Annotated in this window: 18 protein-coding genes; 4 read left to right on the top strand and 14 right to left on the bottom strand. The window is 49.0% G+C overall.

Annotation, left to right across the window (positions count from 1 at the left end; genetic code table 11):
- Window positions 1-65 precede the first annotated feature (65 nt).
- The 3 genes from AV656_RS06955 to AV656_RS06965 form a co-directional block, all read right to left on the bottom strand.
- A complete protein-coding gene (locus tag AV656_RS06955) occupies window positions 66-1,115 on the bottom strand; it encodes an acyltransferase family protein (RefSeq protein WP_063180201.1) in 1,050 nt (349 codons plus the stop codon).
- A 104-nt stretch (window positions 1,116-1,219) separates the two neighbouring features.
- Window positions 1,220-1,900: an LrgB family protein gene (locus AV656_RS06960; protein ID WP_063180203.1), complete on the bottom strand. Its 681-nt coding sequence runs from the start codon at window positions 1,898-1,900 to the stop codon at window positions 1,220-1,222.
- Window positions 1,897-2,253: a CidA/LrgA family protein gene (locus tag AV656_RS06965; RefSeq protein WP_231877270.1), complete on the bottom strand. Its 357-nt coding sequence runs from the start codon at window positions 2,251-2,253 to the stop codon at window positions 1,897-1,899. Before AV656_RS06965 ends, AV656_RS06960 begins: the two co-directional genes overlap by 4 nt.
- A gap of 165 nt (window positions 2,254-2,418) precedes the next feature.
- Here AV656_RS06965 and AV656_RS06970 point away from each other — a divergent pair, with 165 nt between their 5' ends.
- Both AV656_RS06970 and AV656_RS06975 read left to right on the top strand, forming a co-directional pair.
- The gene (locus tag AV656_RS06970; RefSeq protein WP_063180207.1) at window positions 2,419-3,210 is read left to right on the top strand and encodes an SDR family oxidoreductase; all 792 of its coding nucleotides are present in this window, start codon (window positions 2,419-2,421) and stop codon (window positions 3,208-3,210) included.
- Window positions 3,211-3,387: 177 nt separating this feature from the next.
- Entirely contained in the window at window positions 3,388-4,791 is a 1,404-nt protein-coding gene (locus AV656_RS06975) for a purine-cytosine permease family protein (protein WP_063180209.1), read from the top strand.
- A gap of 95 nt (window positions 4,792-4,886) precedes the next feature.
- Here the strand turns inward: AV656_RS06975 and AV656_RS06980 are convergent, their stop codons facing one another.
- Complete coding sequence (locus AV656_RS06980; protein WP_063180211.1) at window positions 4,887-6,416, bottom strand: cation acetate symporter; 1,530 nt, start codon at window positions 6,414-6,416, stop codon at window positions 4,887-4,889.
- Window positions 6,413-6,793: a DUF485 domain-containing protein gene (locus AV656_RS06985; protein ID WP_063180213.1), complete on the bottom strand. Its 381-nt coding sequence runs from the start codon at window positions 6,791-6,793 to the stop codon at window positions 6,413-6,415. The genes AV656_RS06980 and AV656_RS06985 overlap by 4 nt, the downstream gene beginning before the upstream one ends.
- A 342-nt stretch (window positions 6,794-7,135) precedes the next feature.
- Here AV656_RS06985 and AV656_RS06990 point away from each other — a divergent pair, with 342 nt between their 5' ends.
- Window positions 7,136-7,441, top strand: coding sequence for a DUF3243 domain-containing protein (locus AV656_RS06990; RefSeq protein WP_063180215.1), 306 nt, complete (start codon window positions 7,136-7,138; stop codon window positions 7,439-7,441).
- Between the two features lie 81 nt (window positions 7,442-7,522).
- On the opposite strand, the gene AV656_RS06995 is transcribed toward AV656_RS06990, so the two are convergent.
- Genes AV656_RS06995 through AV656_RS07005 form a run of 3 tightly spaced genes read right to left on the bottom strand, consistent with a single transcriptional unit; the run spans window position 7,523 to window position 9,020 of the window.
- Window positions 7,523-7,990 (bottom strand): DinB family protein, encoded by a 468-nt coding sequence (locus AV656_RS06995; RefSeq protein WP_063180217.1) that lies wholly within the window; start codon window positions 7,988-7,990, stop codon window positions 7,523-7,525.
- Window positions 7,983-8,603, bottom strand: coding sequence for a pyroglutamyl-peptidase I (gene pcp, locus AV656_RS07000; RefSeq protein WP_063180219.1), 621 nt, complete (start codon window positions 8,601-8,603; stop codon window positions 7,983-7,985). Before pcp ends, AV656_RS06995 begins: the two co-directional genes overlap by 8 nt.
- 6 nt (window positions 8,604-8,609) lie before the next feature.
- A complete protein-coding gene (locus tag AV656_RS07005) occupies window positions 8,610-9,020 on the bottom strand; it encodes a PaaI family thioesterase (RefSeq protein ID WP_063180221.1) in 411 nt (136 codons plus the stop codon).
- A gap of 214 nt (window positions 9,021-9,234) precedes the next feature.
- On the opposite strand from AV656_RS07005, the gene AV656_RS16115 reads away from it, so the two are divergent.
- Window positions 9,235-10,089 (top strand): JAB domain-containing protein, encoded by an 855-nt coding sequence (locus AV656_RS16115; RefSeq protein ID WP_082818644.1) that lies wholly within the window; start codon window positions 9,235-9,237, stop codon window positions 10,087-10,089.
- Window positions 10,090-10,130: 41 nt separating this feature from the next.
- Here the strand turns inward: AV656_RS16115 and hutH are convergent, their stop codons facing one another.
- The 6 genes from hutH to hutU all read right to left on the bottom strand — a co-directional run bounded on the left by hutH (window position 10,131) and on the right by hutU (window position 18,796).
- Window positions 10,131-11,660, bottom strand: a complete 1,530-nt coding sequence (hutH, locus tag AV656_RS07010; RefSeq protein WP_063180223.1) for a histidine ammonia-lyase — start codon at window positions 11,658-11,660, stop codon at window positions 10,131-10,133.
- A gap of 30 nt (window positions 11,661-11,690) precedes the next feature.
- The gene (locus AV656_RS07015) at window positions 11,691-13,025 is read right to left on the bottom strand and encodes a Na+/H+ antiporter family protein (RefSeq protein WP_063180225.1); all 1,335 of its coding nucleotides are present in this window, start codon (window positions 13,023-13,025) and stop codon (window positions 11,691-11,693) included.
- 69 nt (window positions 13,026-13,094) lie between these two features.
- Window positions 13,095-14,261, bottom strand: a complete 1,167-nt coding sequence (locus tag AV656_RS07020) for a M20/M25/M40 family metallo-hydrolase (protein WP_063180227.1) — start codon at window positions 14,259-14,261, stop codon at window positions 13,095-13,097.
- A 30-nt stretch (window positions 14,262-14,291) separates the two neighbouring features.
- The gene (gene hutI / locus AV656_RS07025) at window positions 14,292-15,578 is read right to left on the bottom strand and encodes an imidazolonepropionase (RefSeq protein ID WP_063180229.1); all 1,287 of its coding nucleotides are present in this window, start codon (window positions 15,576-15,578) and stop codon (window positions 14,292-14,294) included.
- A gap of 40 nt (window positions 15,579-15,618) precedes the next feature.
- Window positions 15,619-16,950, bottom strand: a complete 1,332-nt coding sequence (locus AV656_RS07030; protein WP_156484811.1) for a YjiH family protein — start codon at window positions 16,948-16,950, stop codon at window positions 15,619-15,621.
- A 127-nt stretch (window positions 16,951-17,077) separates the two neighbouring features.
- Window positions 17,078-18,796: a urocanate hydratase gene (hutU, locus tag AV656_RS07035; RefSeq protein ID WP_063180231.1), complete on the bottom strand. Its 1,719-nt coding sequence runs from the start codon at window positions 18,794-18,796 to the stop codon at window positions 17,078-17,080.
- Between the last annotated feature and the right edge of the window lie 48 nt (window positions 18,797-18,844).

Consider the following 18,844-nt stretch of genomic DNA (forward strand, 5'->3'; position numbering starts at 1 on the left):
AGCTAGATGTATGCAAATACAAAAGCGCCATTCCGATATGCCGGAATGGCGCTCTTAATCATCATTCATCTCGTAGGCTGTTCCAAAATTTTAATTTTTCCGGTAAACGGCTTTGTAAGTCGCGACTCATAGAAGAGCATTGCCCAACCAATTGAGGTTGCCACACCCAGGAAAGTCAGTATGACAACATGAGTCCAGAAATTATTGGCTACAGTTTGTGTAAGATGGCTCAAATAAGGAAGCGTTAGTTGATGTGTCAAGTAGATAAAGAAAGAAAAGTGGCTTAACTTAACCAATGTTTGGTTAGGTGCCTTGATCATTCTTAATAAGACTAATGCAATCAGGAAGACGCACAAAGCGAATATGAGTATGTCATATCGGTCACTTTTAACAGATGAAAAAGTCTTATCCATTACCCTGTTCATCATAAGTAAGTATGAAGCAATCACTCCGATAAGCGGGATATAGACATGTTTCGTGAAGAAATCCATTACTTTTTCATAGTTCTGTCCGATATAAAAAGCAACTACAAAGTAGAAAAGCCATCCGATAAAGAACGTGCGGTCCCAGAAAGGATACACTTGTTCAATCAGCACACGATATTCTTTATGATGAGCGTGTACGTATAAATGTCCAAAAGAAAGGATAAAGGAGATCAAAATCGGTGGAAGAGGATGCGACTTCTTCAGTAGATTTCCCAATAAGATATGCAGAACATAAAATTGGAAGATAACTATAACAAAGAAACCATACCACTTTCCAAGCACGATCGTTTCCCAAGCTCGTGTCAAAAAGACGGACAACTCACCTTCTGAATGCATGTAGCTCCTGATTAATCCAATCAGGATATAGGGGATCAAAATATATTTGACCCTTTTTAAAAGGAATCCCTTTTTTACTCCGTCAGGGTAATTTTTAGCAATAAGCAATTCCGATATCATAATGAATACTGGTGTTGCCCAAAGAAGAGCGAAACGAAGATAGGTTATGAATTTGTCCTGATCAAAAAGAGCAGGGTCGTATGTTCGGACATAATTAGTGATTGAATGAGTGAGTACTACTGCTACACACGCAATTGCACGCAACATATTAATTTCGTTCAGTTGCCTGTTCAAATTTATCCACCTCGAACACTCAAGATAATACAATAAATATAACATCAATATATTTACTTTTGATTTACAATTTCTATCAAATTATCCACCTTTCTTCTGATTTCTCAACTGAAGAAGAGTGTACAGACAACTGTAATCAGAATAGCGGTCAGAATATAGGCAACCGTGCTTACTGATCCTTCCCTGTCGCTTGTCTCAAATAGTTTCGCGGTACCGAATCCGTGTGACGCGATGCCAACGCTGAGACCGCGTGCGACCGGATGGCGGATACCCATTTTATCCAGAATCGGGATGCCAAGGACCGCCCCGCCTATTCCGGCAATCATGACATAAACGACGGTAAGCGAAGGGATACCACCAACCATCTCGGACAGTTCAATCGCAATCGGCGTCGTGGCATTTTTGGGGATGGTTGATGTGGAAACGTCTGCATCCGCCCCGAGCCACTTTGTCAGCAGATAGCCGCTGAAAAGCCCAAACAATCCTCCGCCCAAAACGCCGAGAAGGATCGGCCCGAAGTACTTCCTTACCATATGCAGGTTAAAGTACAGCGGATAGGCAAGTGCGACGACCGCTGGACCCAGCAGCCAGTTCCACAGATTGGCGCCTTTCATATAGGTCTCGTATGGAATGTTCGTCAGAACCAGCAGCGCCCCGATAAGGACAGTCGCGACGATCAGCGGCTGCATCCAGGTCTTTTTGTACCGTTTGTAAAGATAGATTCCGATTGCATATGTACCGAGGGTCAGCAGTGCGCCGAACAAATAGGTGATGATCGTGTTCATCTTGCCTCCTCCTTGCCGACCGACCGTTCAACCCCCCAGGCAGTCAGGGCGATTGTCAGGAGCGTGCTCACGAGCACCGTCACAAAGGATATCGCATTCCATGTCCTGAACAGGTCCAGGTACAGGATGATGGCGACCGTGGTCGGGATGAAGAATAGCGTGAAGTTGCGAATCAGGATCGACGCCCCGTCGGCATGAGTATTCACAGGCAGGTTCTTGAACAGGATGATGAATACCAGGAGCAGGAGAAGCCCGATAATGCTGCCGGGAATCGGCAAACCGAGCCATCCCTTGACCTGCACCCCGAAGAAATAAAACAGGAAGATCAGCGCGAGCTGAACGATTTTTTTCATGGACACCGGTCACCCCGCCTTTGTTCGAAAGTCAGCCACACTTCCTTTTATCTTACTCCTCCTCCCCGCACCACTCAAGACAGTCATGACGAAATGGAACGAATTCTGCCCGAAACGGTCGCTTTCCGGTACAATCGGATTATCAGGGGAAAAGGAGGAATTTTCATGGATTTGAAACTTAAGGACAAGAATGTGCTGGTCATGGCTTCCAGCAAGGGACTGGGCCGGGCCATCGCACTGGAGTTTGCAAAGGAGGGGGCAGCCGTCTTCCTGACGAGCAGGAACACTGAAGCTCTTGAACAAACTGCTGATGAGCTGAAGCGGGAATCCGGGAATGACAATATCCGCTTCCACCCGTGCGACATGTCCCGTGAAGAGAATATTTCGGGCCTTTTCCGCAAAGTCCGCGAAACATTCGGCGGGGTGGATGTTCTCATCAACAATACAGGAGGGCCGAAGCCCGGACGTTTTGCCGACGTGGAAGATGCGGACTGGTTCCGGGCATTCGAGCAGAACCTTCTGAGTTATACGCGTACCATCCGCGAGGTCCTGCCGGGCATGCAGGAGAACAACTGGGGCCGCATCATCAATATCTCATCTTCCTCTACGAAGGAAGTGATTGACGGGCTGATTCTTTCCAATACATTCCGTGCCGGCATGGTCGGGCTGTCGAAATCTCTTGCCCGGGAATATGCCTCATCTGACATACTTGTGAATACAGTCGGCCCCGGCAGGATCGAAACCGACCGGATCGTTGAACTGGACACCGAGCGGGCGCGGAACATTGGCGTATCACCGAAAGAAGTCACTGAAAAAGCCAAGCAGAGCATCCCGATCGGCCGCTATGGTCAGCCGGATGAATTTGCCCGTGCCGTCGTCTTCCTGGCCTCAGGCGCCAATACGTACCTCACCGGCCAGTCCATCGTGATTGACGGCGGCGTACTGAAGGCACTTTAATTCAATCTGATCGATAACACGGCAAGGGAATTCCTCCCTTGCCGTGTTCTGATTTAGGACAGCTTGCCGATATGCAAAATATTTGTTATGCTGGACGAGTTGCTAATTGTGAAATCCATCACATGGGAGAGTGGTTCATACCTATACTTACAATCAAATAGAACAAGGAGTGATTGAATGACTTCAGTGTCCGTAGACAATCAGACAACGGCACAAGAAGCACAGACAGACGACTATTCATTGGACCGCGTCCCCCGTTCCGAACGGAAAATGGGATGGCTGAGCATCACAAACATCACATTCGGAATCGCCACTGCGATTTTCTACTTTCAGATGGGCAGTGTCATGGCTCTGCAGTTCGGCGCCATCAACGCCCTGATCTCCTCGGCTTATGCGATTATCGTCGCCGGCATCCTCGGTTCGTTCATCGCCTATTTCTCTGCGAAATCCGGCATGAACGTCAACCTGATGTCCAGGGGCGGCGGATTCGGATATATCGGCGCCTCGCTCACGTCTCTCATTTACGCATCAAACTTTATCCTCTACGTTGCGTTTGAAGGACTGATCCTGGTCGCCGCCGTCCACACTTTCTTCCCTTCCATCCCCGAATGGTTGCTCATCGTTGTCTTTGGATCTATTGTCATCCCGCTGAACTGGTTCGGCATCAAGCAGCTGGACAAGCTTCAGAAGTGGTCGCTGCCAATTTTCTTCATCTTCCTGATCGCGGCGATCGTCTTCTCCTTCCTCACCCCGTCCGTTTATGAAGGCTCATTCTGGACCTTCATGCCGGAAGGCGTCGAGGTCGGCGGCACCGCGCTTCTTGCGTGTATCGGGATGCATCACGGCATCATGGGGCTCACTGCCCTGCTGGCTTCCGACTACTCCCGGTTCCTAAAGCCTGAGGACATCAAAAAGGGATCCGTCATCATCGGATTCGTCCCGCAAATTTTCTGTTTCGGCGTAATGGGCGGCCTTGGAATCTGGTTCGGCGTCCGCCTCGGCGAAGCCAACCCTGGTGTCTATATCGTGACGCTCCTCGGACTCGGCGGTGCACTGTTTACGCTGCTGACACAGCTCCGCATCAACGTGACCAACATCTACAGCGCCTCGCTGTCTCTTTCGAACTTCTTCGAAAACATGTTCCGCTTCACGCCTGGCCGCCGTTTCTGGGTGGTCGTAGCGGGCGTTATCGGGATCATGCTGATGCTCGGCGGGATTGTTGACCACCTGGGTGCTGTCATGACGTTCCAGGGCGTCTTCCTGCTCGCCTGGGCCGCAGTGCTTGTCGCTGATGCGCTCATCGTGAAAAAGATGCTAAAAATCGGACCGCTCTACTACGAGGCCCGTCAGCAATACCTGTATAAGTGGAATCCGGTCGGAACCGTTTCCCTGATTGTAGCAAGCGTTCTCGGCACCATCGCCGCGCTTGGCTTCATGGGAGAATTTCTTGCCAGTACCGCAGCGTTCTTCGCGGCCATCCTCGCTGCGATCCTGACCGTCGTGCTCGCAATTGCGACCAAGGGCCGCTATTACATGAAAAAGCAACCAGCAGATATGCCGGAGGAAGATTTCATTGCCTGACCACCTCCGGTCCGATCCACTCCCTGAATTCACAATTGCACAGATAAAAGCCGCACCTGCCGGAAATTCCGGCGGGTGCGGCTTTTACATATGGCTTATTCCCGGTATCCGGTGTTCGCGCGTACCGATACCTCTGCAAAACGCCGGGCATCGGACTCTTTTGAGAGAACTGTGCCTAGCCAGCCGCCGAGGAAACCGAGCGGCACGGAGACAATCGCAGGGTTCGTGAGCGGGAAGAGCGGCTCGCCTACGAGTATTGCAGCTCCGGCTTCAGGCGACAGTACGTTGGGGCTCACTGCAACGAGCACAAGTGCCGAGATGAGACCGAACAGCATCGCCATGATGGCACCCGTTGTATTGAATCGCTTCCAGTAGATCGTGTACAGAATGACCGGCAGGTTCGCGCTTGCCGCCACACAGAAGGCAAGCGACACGAGAAATGCCACGTTCAGCGACTGAGCACCGAGCGCCAGGAGAATCGAGAAGACAGAAACCCAGAGAGATGCCTGACGGGCCGCCTTCATCTCCTGTTGCTGGGTGGCTTGTCCTTTCTTGATGATCTGACCGTAGATATCATGAGCAAATGCCGAGGCACCCGTCAGGACAAGTCCGGCCACGACCGCAAGAATTGTAGCGAATGCCACAGCAGAGACAAACGACATGAGCAGATCCCCGCCGAGCGCTTCGGCAAGCAGCGGAGCAGCCATGTTTCCGGCAGGGTTTGCCGCCACGATGGCTTCATGCCCGACAAACGCCGCGGCTCCGAAGCCAAGGAAGATGGTCAGTACATAGAAGATACCGACAATCCAAGTAGCCGTAACAACAGAACTGCGCGCCGTTTTGGCATCCTTTACCGTGAAGAAGCGCATCAGGATATGCGGCAGGCCTGCAGTACCCAGAACCAGCGCAAGCATAAGGGAAATCGTATCAAGCGGGACCGTATACTTCAGCCCCGGCTGCAGGAAAGCTTCACCGTGTGCGGTTGCTGTCTTGACCTCGCTGAACATCGTCATGATGCTGAAGTCGAATCGTGCAAAGACAAGTACAGCAATAACGACAGTTCCGAGCATAAGCAGGACCGCCTTGACGATCTGCACCCAGCTCGTTGCGGTCATGCCGCCGAACAGTACATAGATTGTCATCATGACACCGACGATGAGGACTGCGATCCAGTAAGGTATTCCGAAAAGAAGCTGGATCAGCGCGCCAGCGCCGACAAGCTGTGCAATCATATAAAAAATGACGATGGTGATCGTACTGAAGGCAGCCGCCGCACGCACCTTCTTTGCATCAAAACGCGAATTAATCATGTCGGCAAGCGTATACTTGCCGAGGTTCCGGAGCGGTTCCGCAACCAGGAACATCACAACCAGATAAGCAATCAGAAAACCGATAGAATAGAAGAATCCATCAAACCCGAAAAGTGCGATCATCCCCGCAATTCCGAGGAACGACGCGGCAGACAGATAATCGCCCGCGATGGCAAGGCCATTCTGCCAGCCGGTCAGGCCTCCGCCCGCCGTATAGAATTCACCCGCTGTTGTCGTTCGCTTTGCAGCCCACCAGGTTATGTACAGCGTCAGCAGCACAATGCTCAAAAACAGGACAATGACTGTAGTGCTCAAGCCGATCCCCCCTTGATCTCTTTCTCGATAATCTCATCCGCTTCCACGTCGAACTTCAGGAATTTCCTGACGTACACCGTGCACAGGACCCACGTCATGATGAATTGGGCAGATGCATAAATCCAAGCCCAGGAAATGTCGCCAATCGCCGGTCTTTCCAGGACATTGGTGTACGACGTCAGGATCGGCAAGGAGAAGTAGAACACCAGGAAGAAAATTGTAAGCGGCAGGATGAACTTTTTCTTCTTCTCCAATAACTCCCTGAACCTGCTGCTTTCCGCGACTTGTACATAATCTACATTGGCTTTTCGCTGTTTCCCCCGTTGCTCCACTTTCGGAGTTGTCCGCTCCTCCGTGTAAACGCTTCCAGCTTTCATGTATAATTACCCCCTTCACAATTGTTCCGGATAATAGACTCATTGTAAAAGATAAGGAATAAATATTCAAAAGTTTTTTTACTTTCTGTTAAAAATAGTATTTAAGTCTTATTGTGTATTTAAACAAAAAGTTCCAAAACGGGGCCGCAGGACCCTCAGTGACAGAAATAAGGCACAGAACAGAATAAAGAAGACCTGACTGAGGGCCAGGTTTTATGGGCATCATCGCACCTTCGCCTCTTTTTTACGTTTCCTATTCCAATCTTTAGGTGAAGGATCTGGTTTCATCCGGTCACTCGGGGGAAATATTGTAGATAAACAGAATCTGAAAGGAGCCCAATCATGGACCAATTCAAGGACCAGCTTGAAAACAAGATGCAGGACTACAATAGTGAGGAAAAAGACCAGATTCTTGAGAACTTCAACCGCTTCAAGCAATTTCTCTCGCATAAGGTGGATAAAGGCGAAAAGATGGGCCTGAGCGAGGAGCAGCTCGCAAAGGGTGCCGAACTGGTTGCAAACTACCTCATGAAACATGAGGAGCCCCGTAACCGTGAGGAGCATCTGCTTCAGCAACTATGGAAAGTCGCAGATAAAGAACAGCAACACACACTCGCCCATCTTCTTGTCCGGCTGGTTCAACAATAATGATCTCCGCTTCAGGAATATCTGAAATCCTCACTTGAATTTAAAGCGGCATTCCCCAGATAAGGAGAATGCCGCTTTTTGCTATTTAAACAATTGAATTTTAGGGTCTTTGCCCAGTCTGACCAGCATTGAATGAAGCTGTCCCCTGTGATGCGCCATGTGTTCAAGGATCTGGACAAGCCAGCCGAACCGGGTGTCCGTCGTCCCCCACCAGGACGTAGTAACCATGCTCAATTCCATTTCGGAATACCAATCGTACCGTTTTTTGAGATTTGCCAGGCCGCTGCAGAGTGCGGAGTAAATTTCATCCTGTGAGCGCGGCTCTGCCGATAGATAGAAATCTTCCATTTCAAATCTCGATGCTTCATCGGAGATCCGGGCATCCGCTTCGCAGATCAGGGCGATATGCGAGAGCAGTTCTCCGAGTGACCGTTTCCCCGGATCGGGCCGGTAATCCAACTCTTCATCGGTCAGGCCGGCAGTCAGCTCAGTGACCGTCCCGGCGATCCACTCAAGATGATGAAAAATGCGTATGCAGGCTTCATTCATCCGCAGATTTGCCTGCGATGGTCTCCAGGCAGACCCTGACTCCCCGAAGAAGGTCTTCGTGGCTCCAACTTGGAATTTTCCCGTGCCGGATCGCCAGCTCATGTGATGCAGGAATATGGATAAAGCCGGACTTCATTTCCGGATTCTCCGTCCTGGCGTAGTTCAGGCCGGCATACATGACATTGTTGCAGAGATACGTGCCGGCTGTGTTGGAGATTTCCGCGGGCAGTCCGGATTCCAGAAGTGCGTCGACCATGGCCCGCACCGGAAGGGTAGAGAAATAGGCATCCGGTGCCTCTTCCTCAATCGGTTCATCCACCGGGCGGTGCCCTTCATTGTCGGCATCTCCATCTTTTACGTTTACTGCAATCCGTTCAGGCGTGATTTTGTAACGGCCTGCTGCCAGTCCAAGAGAAACCGTGACATCCGGCTCCACTTCGCGGATGACTCCAATCAGTCTGGCGGACGCCTTTCCGAAATCAACAGGCAGGATCCGTGTGCAGACCTGATAGTCTCCAATGATTGTTTCGTCCAGTTCCTCCGCGATCCGCATCGTCGGATTCACAGGGTAGTCCAGGAATGGTTCAAAGCCTGTCAGCAAAATGGTTTTCAAACAGAATCACTTCCTTGTTGTAGATACTTTAAATGTGGCAGTAGCGTAGCCGATCAGTTCCGCTGCCTGATTATACAGTTTCCCTTCCATCAGGACGGTGCTCCTGTTTTGGTTGATGAGCGCTGCACGAGCGGTCATCGGTTCCCCGATCAGCGGCTTGAGGAACTGTGTCTGCATCTGGATCGTAACCGGTGCCTCAAAGCCCAGCTGGCGGATTTTCAGTCCCATCATCGTATCCAGGACGCTCATATAAACGCCGCCATGCACCGTACTCTGGACATTGTCCAGCTCCTGTTTATATGGAAGGTACAGCTCGACATCGTCCTCGTCAAGCTTGGTGATCCGGAGGCCGAGATGTTGAAAAAACTCGCTTGTTTCAAAATCCGCCCGGATGCGGTCAAAGTCGGTTGCAATCATCATTAAAACTCCCTTTTAAGTGAATACATAAGTAATCACATTATAACATGGGAAAGAATTTAGACGGTGGTGAACTGAAGTGCATATCTAAGGAAGGGATACGACAATAAAAGTAACTTCTCTTCGGTCTCATTCTGAATCCGTTTGATGGCATTACATAGGTCTGTCCTATCCTGAAAACGGGTAGGTTATGTAAAGAAATCTTTATTGTCTAATGAGTAGTCAAGAAAGCGTGGTGTCTGCCTTGGAATCTGCTGTATTTATTAGGTCTGTCTGGCCATTGTTCAAGGGAGCGAAAACAGAAAAAATTCTTCTTTTCTATATGGACGAAGGATCCTTAAACCATATCGACATTACTGAAGAAGGTACTGCTTTTCAATCTGACATCTCATTGAAGAAAGTACGTGATGCTCTAACAATATTGGCAGGTCGGGATGTAATCCTAGCTCATAATCATCCATTCAATCTTCCGCAACCATCGAAAAAGGATATTGAAGCAACAGGGTTTTTAGGATCCCTTTTAGCATTGTGCGGTATTCGGCTTACAGATCATTTAATTGTCTCTCCATACGGCCATTTCAGTTTTAGGAATAACGAGATCATGGAGTCATTTATTCCTATTCAAACTACGGAAACTGCTGCAGAAGCTACTCGAACAATTCATTTCCGCCAGATAGCCCGGAATGATTCCACAATTTTACCCGGTCTGATGAAACAGTACGGAGAGTTACTGATCGGAAGACGTCGCATTATTTGTGCTCGCTCCTTTTCAGGTTTGTCATTACTCAACTTGATGCTTGATGAGCCTCACGGCACAAAAGATGAAAACGGCTGTATCTATATTATAAATTCCAGCAACTCTCGCCATGCAGATTATGTACGCAGAATCATCAATCCCCGCGCAGCTTTTGTATTTCATCCAACTACCCGAAACCTCGTTCCCATACCGCAGCATAAACGTAGAGAAGTACCTAAAATTTCAACAGGCAAAAGTCTGATCAACAAACTAAAATTTTATTTCCCTGCCCCATACCGCGCTTTCCATGGAACAAATATTATGGGTCACTAAAATAAGAAGCAGCCGGCCATAGCCTGCTGCTTCTTATCCCGTTATACGAGTTCTTCAACCAGTGTATCGTCCCGAAGCAGATACTGTGCCAGAGCTTCCATTTCTACCGAGATATCGCGATCGCCGTCAAGCGGCGGACAGATTTCTCGAATTTTCTTTAAGTACGTTCTTGTCGCTGGAGCAAGCTGGTTCTCTACCTGTTCCAGATAGATTGCTTGCGAAGCGCAGATCATTTCAATGGCGATTACTCTAGCACTATTGTGAATGATTTCACGGACCTGACGTGATCCAATTGTGCCCATGCTGACATGATCTTCCTGGTTTGCGGATGTCGGAATCGAGTCCACACTCGCCGGATGTGCCAACACCTTATTTTCCGAGACAAGAGCGGCCGCTGCATATTGTGCAACCATCAATCCGGTCTCAAGTCCCGGATCTTTCGCAAGGAACGGTGATAATCCACTCAGTTGTGGGTTGATTAGACGTTCAATACGCCGTTCAGAAATATTCGCCCATTCCGCGGCCCCGACTTTCATAAAGTCCATTGCCAACGCAATCGGTTGACCGTGGAAATGCCCACCTGAAATAACTTCCCCATTCTCAAGGATGATTGGATTGTCCGTTGCCGAATTCATTTCCACGTTCAATCGGTCTTCAACATACTGAAGTGATTGCCACGATGCACCGTGCACCTGAGGGATACAACGGATGGAATATGCATCTTGCATCCGGATCTGTCCTTGGCTTGTAATCCTCTTGCTCCCGTCTAGCCAGCCACGGATCCGGGACGCCACGAATTCTAGTTCCTTATGTGGACGCACTGCCAAAAGTTCGTTGTCAAATGCTGTGATAATTCCCTGCAAAGCTTCCATTGTCAGACTTGCTGCCATGTCTGCCGCCAGCCCCAGGCGCTCTGCTTCATTTAGCCCTATAACGCCATTCGCTGTCATCGCTTGTGTCCCATTAATGAGAGCAAGGCCTTCTTTTGCTTGCAGTGTGACAGGCTCGAGACCAGCCCGCTTCAGAGCCTCACCACCAGGCAGGACTTCCCCGTTATACTCCGCACGCCCTTCACCCAACAGGACAATAGCGATATGCGCGAGCGGAGCGAGATCCCCACTCGCGCCGACCGATCCCTTGCAGGGTACGACTGGATGCACTTCCCGGTTTATCATATCAACGAGAAGCTGCAGTGTATCTTCTTTAATGCCGGAAAATCCTTTTGCCAGTGCATTTGCCCTCAAAACCATCATTGCCCGGACGATTTGCTTCGAAAACGGTTCGCCAACCCCAACAACATCTGCACGAATCAGGTTCAGCTGAAGCTGGGCGATATCATCCTCAGGAATTTCAACGTCGCTAAGTTTCCCGAACCCTGTATTAACCCCATAAATCACCCTTCCGTCCTTCAGTTGTTTTTCAATCCGTTTACGGCTTGCCCGGACTCGTTCCATTGCATGATTCGAGATTTTTACTTCTACACCCTCATAGGCAATCCGTTCAATCTGGCGACGGTTAAGCGTCTCCCCATCCAATTCAACGACTTTTTGTATCAATGTGCTTTTAATCATTCCAGCACCCCTTTTCTACTTATATTTCTATCATAATACGAGTGCCGCAACGATTCCGAAAATAAATAGCGGGATATTATAATGCAGGAAGGTTGGCACACACGTATCCCAGATGTGATTGTGCTTACCGTCTGCATTTAATCCTGCAGTCGGGCCAAGTGTACTGTCAGAGGCAGGAGAACCAGCGTCACCTAGGGCACCTGCTGTACCGATCAGGGCAATCGTTGCCAGCACGCTGAAGTCCATCATGATGCAGATCGGTACGAAAATTGCCGCGAGTATCGGAACAGTTCCAAATGAAGTTCCGATTCCCATTGTGACAATCAATCCGATTAAAAGCAGAAGCGCGGCTCCGGCAAACTTTCCGTAACTGAAGTAACCTTCAACAGATTCCACCAGTTCAGTTACGGCTCCTGTGTCCTTCAATACCGTGGCATAGCCAGAGGCCAATAGCATGACGAAAGCTATCGCCCCCATTAGCTTGATTCCTTCCTGAACAACTTCCTCCCCTTCTTTAATTGTCACAATTCTACCGGCGAACATGATAACAATACCGACCATCGCACCGATTACAAGCGATTGGCTGATGATTTGAGATGCCAGTGCTGTGACAATTGCAAACAGTGTGATGTAATCACGAATTTGTAAACGCTGTTTTTCTGTTTCGGAAGCCATTTGCGTGGAAGGCTTAAACATGCCGAATGGTTTTTCCTCAAGTTCATCCGGTGTATAATCGCGAGGTTTCCGGTATGAGATAAAAATTGCGATGAATAGGCCCACAAACATACCTACGGCAGGAATCGCCATCGCTATCGGAACCTGGGACATTGTCACCGCCATGCCGCTGGCACTTATCTCTGAAACAAGGATTCCGTGGAAAATCAGGCCATATCCCGCCGGAATAAGGATGTATGGCATCTTCAGTCCAAACGTCAATGCACTTGCCACTGCCCTGCGGTCGATCCGGAGATGATTAAAAAACAGCAGAAGCGGCGGGATAAGTATTGGAATGAACGCGATATGGACGGGGATCAGATTCCCAGAAAGGCACGTCAACCCTGCGATCATTAGGAGTAGCATGAATTTGTTCATCTTTTTAACACTCAAAAGTTTGTTGATTAGCATAGTCGTGATATTCGAATGGCCAATCATAGCCGCAAAGACACCCAAAAGGATGTAGCTTAGGGCAGTTTCCGCCATCCCGCCCATTCCTCCCAAGAATATTGAGAGTGTCTCAGACAGTGATAAACTGGCCATCATGCCAGCAACCGCAGCAGCGACAATAAGCGCAAAAATGACATGTACCCTTGCAAGACTCAATACGGTCAGTACAATCACTGAAATAAACACGGGGTTCGTCAGCATATCTTTCCTCCTGTTTTGTCGGATTGGAAAAGATGGAGTGTACTTGTAACTTTCAATCCGTTCCCGCTGTTAATTTTTGTGGTCGTCATGCCATTGCTGGATCAGCGCTGCCGTCAGACGGCCGGTGTTATACAAGTTTTCTTCGCTAATGTACTCACGGAACGAGTGGATATTCTGGAAGCCCAATCCCAATGTCAGGCAGGTTAAGCCGTTTTCATTCAGTACATTCGTATCCGCCCCGCCTAGAGTTTCGGTCAGATATGGATTGATATTGATGTTGGCTGCCGCTTTGAGTACGTTCTTAGTTAGTGCATGGTCTTCTGCTACCGAGAAGCCACTGTATTTCTTTTCAATGGATACATCGACAGTGCCTTCACTATTTTTCGCAGCATTTTTCATCGTTTCCTCCATATGCAGCAACTGCCGATCGAGCTTCTCTTTTGAAAAACTCCTGACCTCACCCGCGACCATAACTTCACCAGGAATAATTGATGTAAGCTCACCGCCCTGGATGATCCCGATGTTTGCAACCGTCTCCTCGTCGATCTCACCTAGTTTCATGTCAAGCAGCCCTGCCGCAGCGATAAGGAAAGCACTGTTCCCGTCCTCAGAATTTAGGGCAATATGCGCTGTATTGCCTTTTACCTTCATCCAAATCCGACTGCTGTATGGCCCTTTCAAAATGGTCTGTCCGACATCCCCGCTGCTATCGAAGATATAACCGACTTTGGATTTTGGTTTCGTATAATCCAAGTGCTGTGCTCCGACAAGGCCCGGCTGCTCATTGACCGTCAATACTAATTCAATAGGGCCATGCGGGATGCCACTTTCAATGATTGCGCGGACCGCTTCAATATAGGCGGCAAGGGCCGCACGGTCATCCGCACCCAGAATGGTAGTTCCATCCGAGTAAATGATGCCATCCTTGATAACCGGCTTAAGATTCTTTGTCGTCAGCACTGTATCCATATGAGTTGAAAAGAATAAAGGAGGAACTGTTTCGTCTGTCCCTTCCTTGTAAGCAATAAGATTCCCTACCTCTCCGCCGAATTCCTTGTGTGCCTCGTCAAATTCAAGTTTGAATCCAAGCTCCGGCAAAACTTTCTTAAGATAATCAGCCACTTTCTGTTCTTTTCCGCTTGGCCCGTCTATTTTGGCCATTTCTATAAATAAATTTAATAACCGTTGCTCGTCCACATAGTCTGCTGCATTAATGATTACTTGTTTATTTGTCATATCAATACGCTCCTTGTGTTTGTATTCATATTAAAATTGATGAATCGCAGTGCGTTCTCCCGCGAGCTTGGAATGATCGATGACGATTTCTCCATCCTTCAGCACTGTCTCGACGATATTGGTGCCAAGTTCATACGCGATATGCACATAGGACGGAATCCCCCAAATCTGAAGGTCAGCAATCTTCCCTTCCGAGATAACTCCACGGTCATCCAGTCCTAAGGCGCACGCACCACCATATGTTGCTGCCTTAATTGCCTCTTCCACACTAAATTTGTACAGCCGACATGCAAGATTGATCACGAACTGCATTGATTCCGTATAGCAAGCCGGGCAAAGATCCGTTGCGAGCGCAATTGTCATTCCCTTGTTGAGCATCTTTCGTGCATCAAAAGGTTTCTTGTGCCCGACCGCGAAGTCAAGCGCAGGCATGAGTACACCAGTAACTCCAGATTTCGCCAGCTGGTCCATCACTTCTTCCGGCGTGTAGTTCAGATGGTCGACGGAAACCATATTCATTTCAGCTGCGAGATCAGAGCCGCCGATGTAGGAATATGCATCGGCATGAAGCTTTGGCTTCATGCCATACTTGAGCCCCGCCTCCAAGATTTGCCGGGATTCCTCGGCAGTGAAATAACCATCATCGCACCAGGCATCAGCAAATTCAGCAAGGTTTCTCTTCCCGACTTCAGGAATCATCTCGTCAATAATTACACGGAGGTATTCATCCTTGGTCATCCCGTCCGGAATGCCGTGGGCACCAAGAAACGTATTGAACACATCGACCGGTGTCTCCATACCGAGCCGTCGCCCGACTTCAAGAATCTTGATTTCGCTTTGCGTCGTAAGTCCGTAACCGCTCTTGCTCTCAATTGTTGTCATGCCGTACTCCAGCATTTTCATCATTCGCTTCTTGGACTGTTCGAACAGTTCCTCTTCAGACGCATGCCGGGTAAGCTCGATTGTCCTGTTCGGGCCGGCTGTAATGCCCAGTTCCTCGAGACGTTTTCTTTCATCGCCCGTGAGCTTGGCGGCGTACTCCTCAACACGCGTTCCGTTAAAAACGAGATGGGTATGGCTGTCAACAAAACCCGGGGCTACTACTTTGCCTGCAGCATCAATCTGGCGGCCGCTGCTTAGGTCGAACAACTCACTTCCCTCAGCTTCCGCACCGACTTCCACGATCTGCCCGCCATTTACGGCGATAAAGGCATCTCTTAGAACACCGATATCGGACATGCCATCACCTATACAGGTGACCACTTCGGCGGCATTACGAATTACGAGATCAACCGGACGTTCCACTGTTTTCTTCATGACATTCCCTCCAAACTGTTAACATTCAAGTAAAGCGCTTTCAAAGTAGCAGTAGAGCAATCGGTGTAACGATCATTAGGGATAGCACGGTTCTGATAAACCAAATTGCAAGGATTTCCCGGATCTTGATCGGAATGTCCGTTGACAGGATGCACGGTACAAGGGCCGAGAAAAAAATGATTGTTGAAATAGAGATGGTTCCCACGATAAAACGGGTTTCAAGGCTAGCCTCCAAAACCATCAGGGAAGGCAGGAACATGTCGACCAGATTAATCATGGCCGCTTTCGCCGCCAGGAACGGTTCCGGAATCTGTAAAATCCATGTTAGCGGCAGGAAAAGGTATGCCAGATAGTCAAAAATCAGGGTCTCCGTTGCAAGGAACATACCGATTAACTCCACAGCCACGATAATTGGTAAAATGCTCATTGCCATGAGCACTCCGTCCTTTACATTGGATATAACATTGTCAATCAGGCGCGGGGCATTTTGGACAGTATTCATCGATTGTTCAAATGCAAACTTAATCCGGTTTGCGTGAACGACCTCTTCCGGGTATCCCTTGCCTGTGTAATAGTCATCTTTCATCTGGCGAATCGGCCACAATCTTACTGTTATTGCCGTAACGAGAAACGTGACCAGGAATGTGACCCAGAAGTACAGGTTCCAAATTTCCATCAGTTTGAGCGTATTTGCCACGACAATCATGAAAGTCGCAGAAACTGTTGAGAAGCCGGTCGCGATAATAGCTGCTTCCTTTTTGGAGTACTTACCTTCCTTGTAGATCCGGTTCGTGATCAGAAGACCGATTGAATAACTTCCAACAAAGGATGCCACTGCGTCAATTGCCGAGCGTCCGGGAGTGCGCCAGATTGGCCGCATGACCGGCTGCATCAGAATTCCGATAAACTCCAGAAGCCCGTAACCTACTAAGAGTGCCAGGAACACAGCTCCTATCGGGACAAGAACACCGATCGGGGTAATAACTACGTGATACCAGTAAGGCCCCATATCCTCTTGCAAAAGCCAGGCTGGACCTATATCAAATACGATAAGAACTGCAGCGACTGCGCCGAACACTTTAAGTCCCGATAGGACCAATTCTATTCTGTTTTTCTTCCAAGTCCCTGAAAAGAAGGGGTAAGCCGCACCTGCAAGGATGACTAATAGAATGTAAAACGTAATGGCAGTCGGAGAAAGGGAACGGATCCAGGTCACGAAATGGTCCAACGGTATACTTTTCTTACCGTTGAGATTGATAGGAATAAAAAACATGAAAATTCCTATGAAGCTGTAAAAGAAGAAGCTGAGAACGTGTTTAAGGGAATAGCTCTTTTTCTCCCCCCCGGCTGGGGTCGCTTGTATCTGCGTCATCTTTTTCACCTGCCCGCACAATTTGTTCCGTGATAGACAATGGTCCTTATAAATAGGAACAGAGGTGTCAAACAGAAGCTTGACCCCTCCGTTACAACTTCTCCGTGCTCAGTTATGCATCCGTTTTTTAAAGGTCCTTCGGCCCGAAAGTTGCTTTCGGCTCCCACCAGAGCGGAATCTGGATACTTTCTTCAGTCAGCTTACCTTGGCCATTGGCCACATCGCGCGCTGTTTCATATCCCGCCTGAGCATGCCGCACAACGCCGATTCCGGAGTCCACTGTCATTGCAACTTCAAGGCGCATATCTGCTTCCGCAGTTCCGTCAGCGACCATCGTAACGCCTGTGTGGACAGCTTCTCCCATCGAGTAGTTCGCCTGGATGGCGATGAGGTCACACATGCCAACCGCGTTTAGTAGACCGTTCAGCATTGGCCAATCGGAAATAAGGTCTGAGCCATCTTTCATGTTTTCAGATTCGAATGTCGGGTTGACAATCGATCCGGAATCAAGGTTGTCACGGGAGAATGCAACCGGTCCTGACAATTCTCCACGTTTAATCATGTCATTCACTTCAAGCGCAAATTTTTTGCGTTGTCCAAAGCCCATATAGCAAATCCGTGCAGGAAGTGCCTCAATCGGGATGTGTTCTTTTGCAAGCTTGATCCAACGGGTCACAAGGTAGTCGTCAGCAAATTTTTCGAGAATCATATCGTCGATTTTTCTCAGGTCTTCCGGATCTCCGGATAGGCATACCCAGCGGAACGGCCCGCGGCCTTCACAGAAGAGTGGACGAAGGTATTCTGCCACGAATCCCGGCAGACGTTTCGCTTCCTTCTCTTCGTATCCGGCATCAATGCATTCTTTCCGGTGGCTTGTGCCATATTCAAATGCATGGACACCCTCGTCCATGAATTGAATAAGCGCCTTCAGCTCACGTTTCATCGTCTCACGTGCTTCTTTCAGATACTTTGACCGATCCTTATCGCGGAGTTCCTCTGCTTCTTGTGGTGTGTAGCCTGCCGGGAGGTAAGAAATCGGATCGTGACCCGGCGTCATCGATGTAGCAATGTCCGGACGGAATTCGCTCCTAAGTACCTGTTCATAGATATCGGCTGCATTACCGACCACGGCAATACCAAGGGGCTTTCCGGCTGCAGCATATTCTTTGGCCTTCTTGATCGCCGCCTCAAGGGATGGTGCAAGCTCATCAATAAATCCTTTTTCAATACGACGGTTAATGATACGCTCATCAGAATCTGCCAGGATGCAAACCCCTCCATGCATAGTCATTGCACGTGTCTGGTTGCCGCCCATGCCCCCGGCTCCTGCCGTTAGCAGAATCTTACCTACAAGGGAGTCATTGTAATGGAGACGAGCAATCGCTGATAGCGTCTCAAAGGTGCCCTGGATGACTCCCTGAGTCCCGATATATTCCCAAGGGGCAGCTGTGTAGTTTGCATAAATTGTTAGGTTCTTATCCTGTAGATCATAGAATGTCGGCCAGTCGGCTTTCATAATATTCGTAGTTGCCATGACTACAGTAGGAGCGTATTTATGAGTCTTGAATACCGCGACCGGCATCCCAGACTGCACAACCAACGTTTCATCATCTTCCAGATTTTTCAATGAGTCTACTATGGCGTGGTAAGACTCCCAGTTCCTCGCTGCCTTCCCGATGCCTCCGTAAATTACAAGCTCTTCAGGCTTCTCCGCATTTTCCATGTTGTTCTCGAGCATTCGGAGAATCGACTCTTGCCTCCAGCCTTTACAACGGAGCTCCGGCCCCCGTTGTGCCTTAACTGAGTACAGAATTTCTGGTTTTTGCATTTCTGGTTTTGTCGTCATCCTGATTTCTCCCCATTCTTCTGAAATGTTTTGTTCTACACCCTCTTA

Source organism: Bhargavaea cecembensis, assembly GCF_001619585.1.
Lineage (GTDB): Bacteria > Bacillota > Bacilli > Bacillales_A > Planococcaceae > Bhargavaea > Bhargavaea cecembensis_A.

Coding starts and splice junctions, on each gene's coding strand:
- AV656_RS06960 (WP_063180203.1), bottom strand. CDS start 1,900: ATGAACACGATCATCACCTATTTGTTCGGCGCACTGCTGACCCTCGGT.
- AV656_RS06965 (WP_231877270.1), bottom strand. CDS start 2,253: ATGAAAAAAATCGTTCAGCTCGCGCTGATCTTCCTGTTTTATTTCTTC.
- AV656_RS06970 (WP_063180207.1), top strand. CDS start 2,419: ATGGATTTGAAACTTAAGGACAAGAATGTGCTGGTCATGGCTTCCAGC.
- AV656_RS06975 (WP_063180209.1), top strand. CDS start 3,388: ATGACTTCAGTGTCCGTAGACAATCAGACAACGGCACAAGAAGCACAG.
- AV656_RS06985 (WP_063180213.1), bottom strand. CDS start 6,793: ATGAAAGCTGGAAGCGTTTACACGGAGGAGCGGACAACTCCGAAAGTG.
- AV656_RS06990 (WP_063180215.1), top strand. CDS start 7,136: ATGGACCAATTCAAGGACCAGCTTGAAAACAAGATGCAGGACTACAAT.
- AV656_RS06995 (WP_063180217.1), bottom strand. CDS start 7,990: ATGAATGAAGCCTGCATACGCATTTTTCATCATCTTGAGTGGATCGCC.
- AV656_RS07005 (WP_063180221.1), bottom strand. CDS start 9,020: ATGATTGCAACCGACTTTGACCGCATCCGGGCGGATTTTGAAACAAGC.
- AV656_RS16115 (WP_082818644.1), top strand. CDS start 9,235: ATGAGTAGTCAAGAAAGCGTGGTGTCTGCCTTGGAATCTGCTGTATTT.
- hutH (WP_063180223.1), bottom strand. CDS start 11,660: ATGATTAAAAGCACATTGATACAAAAAGTCGTTGAATTGGATGGGGAG.
- AV656_RS07015 (WP_063180225.1), bottom strand. CDS start 13,025: ATGCTGACGAACCCCGTGTTTATTTCAGTGATTGTACTGACCGTATTG.
- AV656_RS07020 (WP_063180227.1), bottom strand. CDS start 14,261: ATGACAAATAAACAAGTAATCATTAATGCAGCAGACTATGTGGACGAG.
- hutI (WP_063180229.1), bottom strand. CDS start 15,578: ATGAAGAAAACAGTGGAACGTCCGGTTGATCTCGTAATTCGTAATGCC.
- AV656_RS07030 (WP_156484811.1), bottom strand. CDS start 16,950: ATGACGCAGATACAAGCGACCCCAGCCGGGGGGGAGAAAAAGAGCTAT.
- hutU (WP_063180231.1), bottom strand. CDS start 18,796: ATGACGACAAAACCAGAAATGCAAAAACCAGAAATTCTGTACTCAGTT.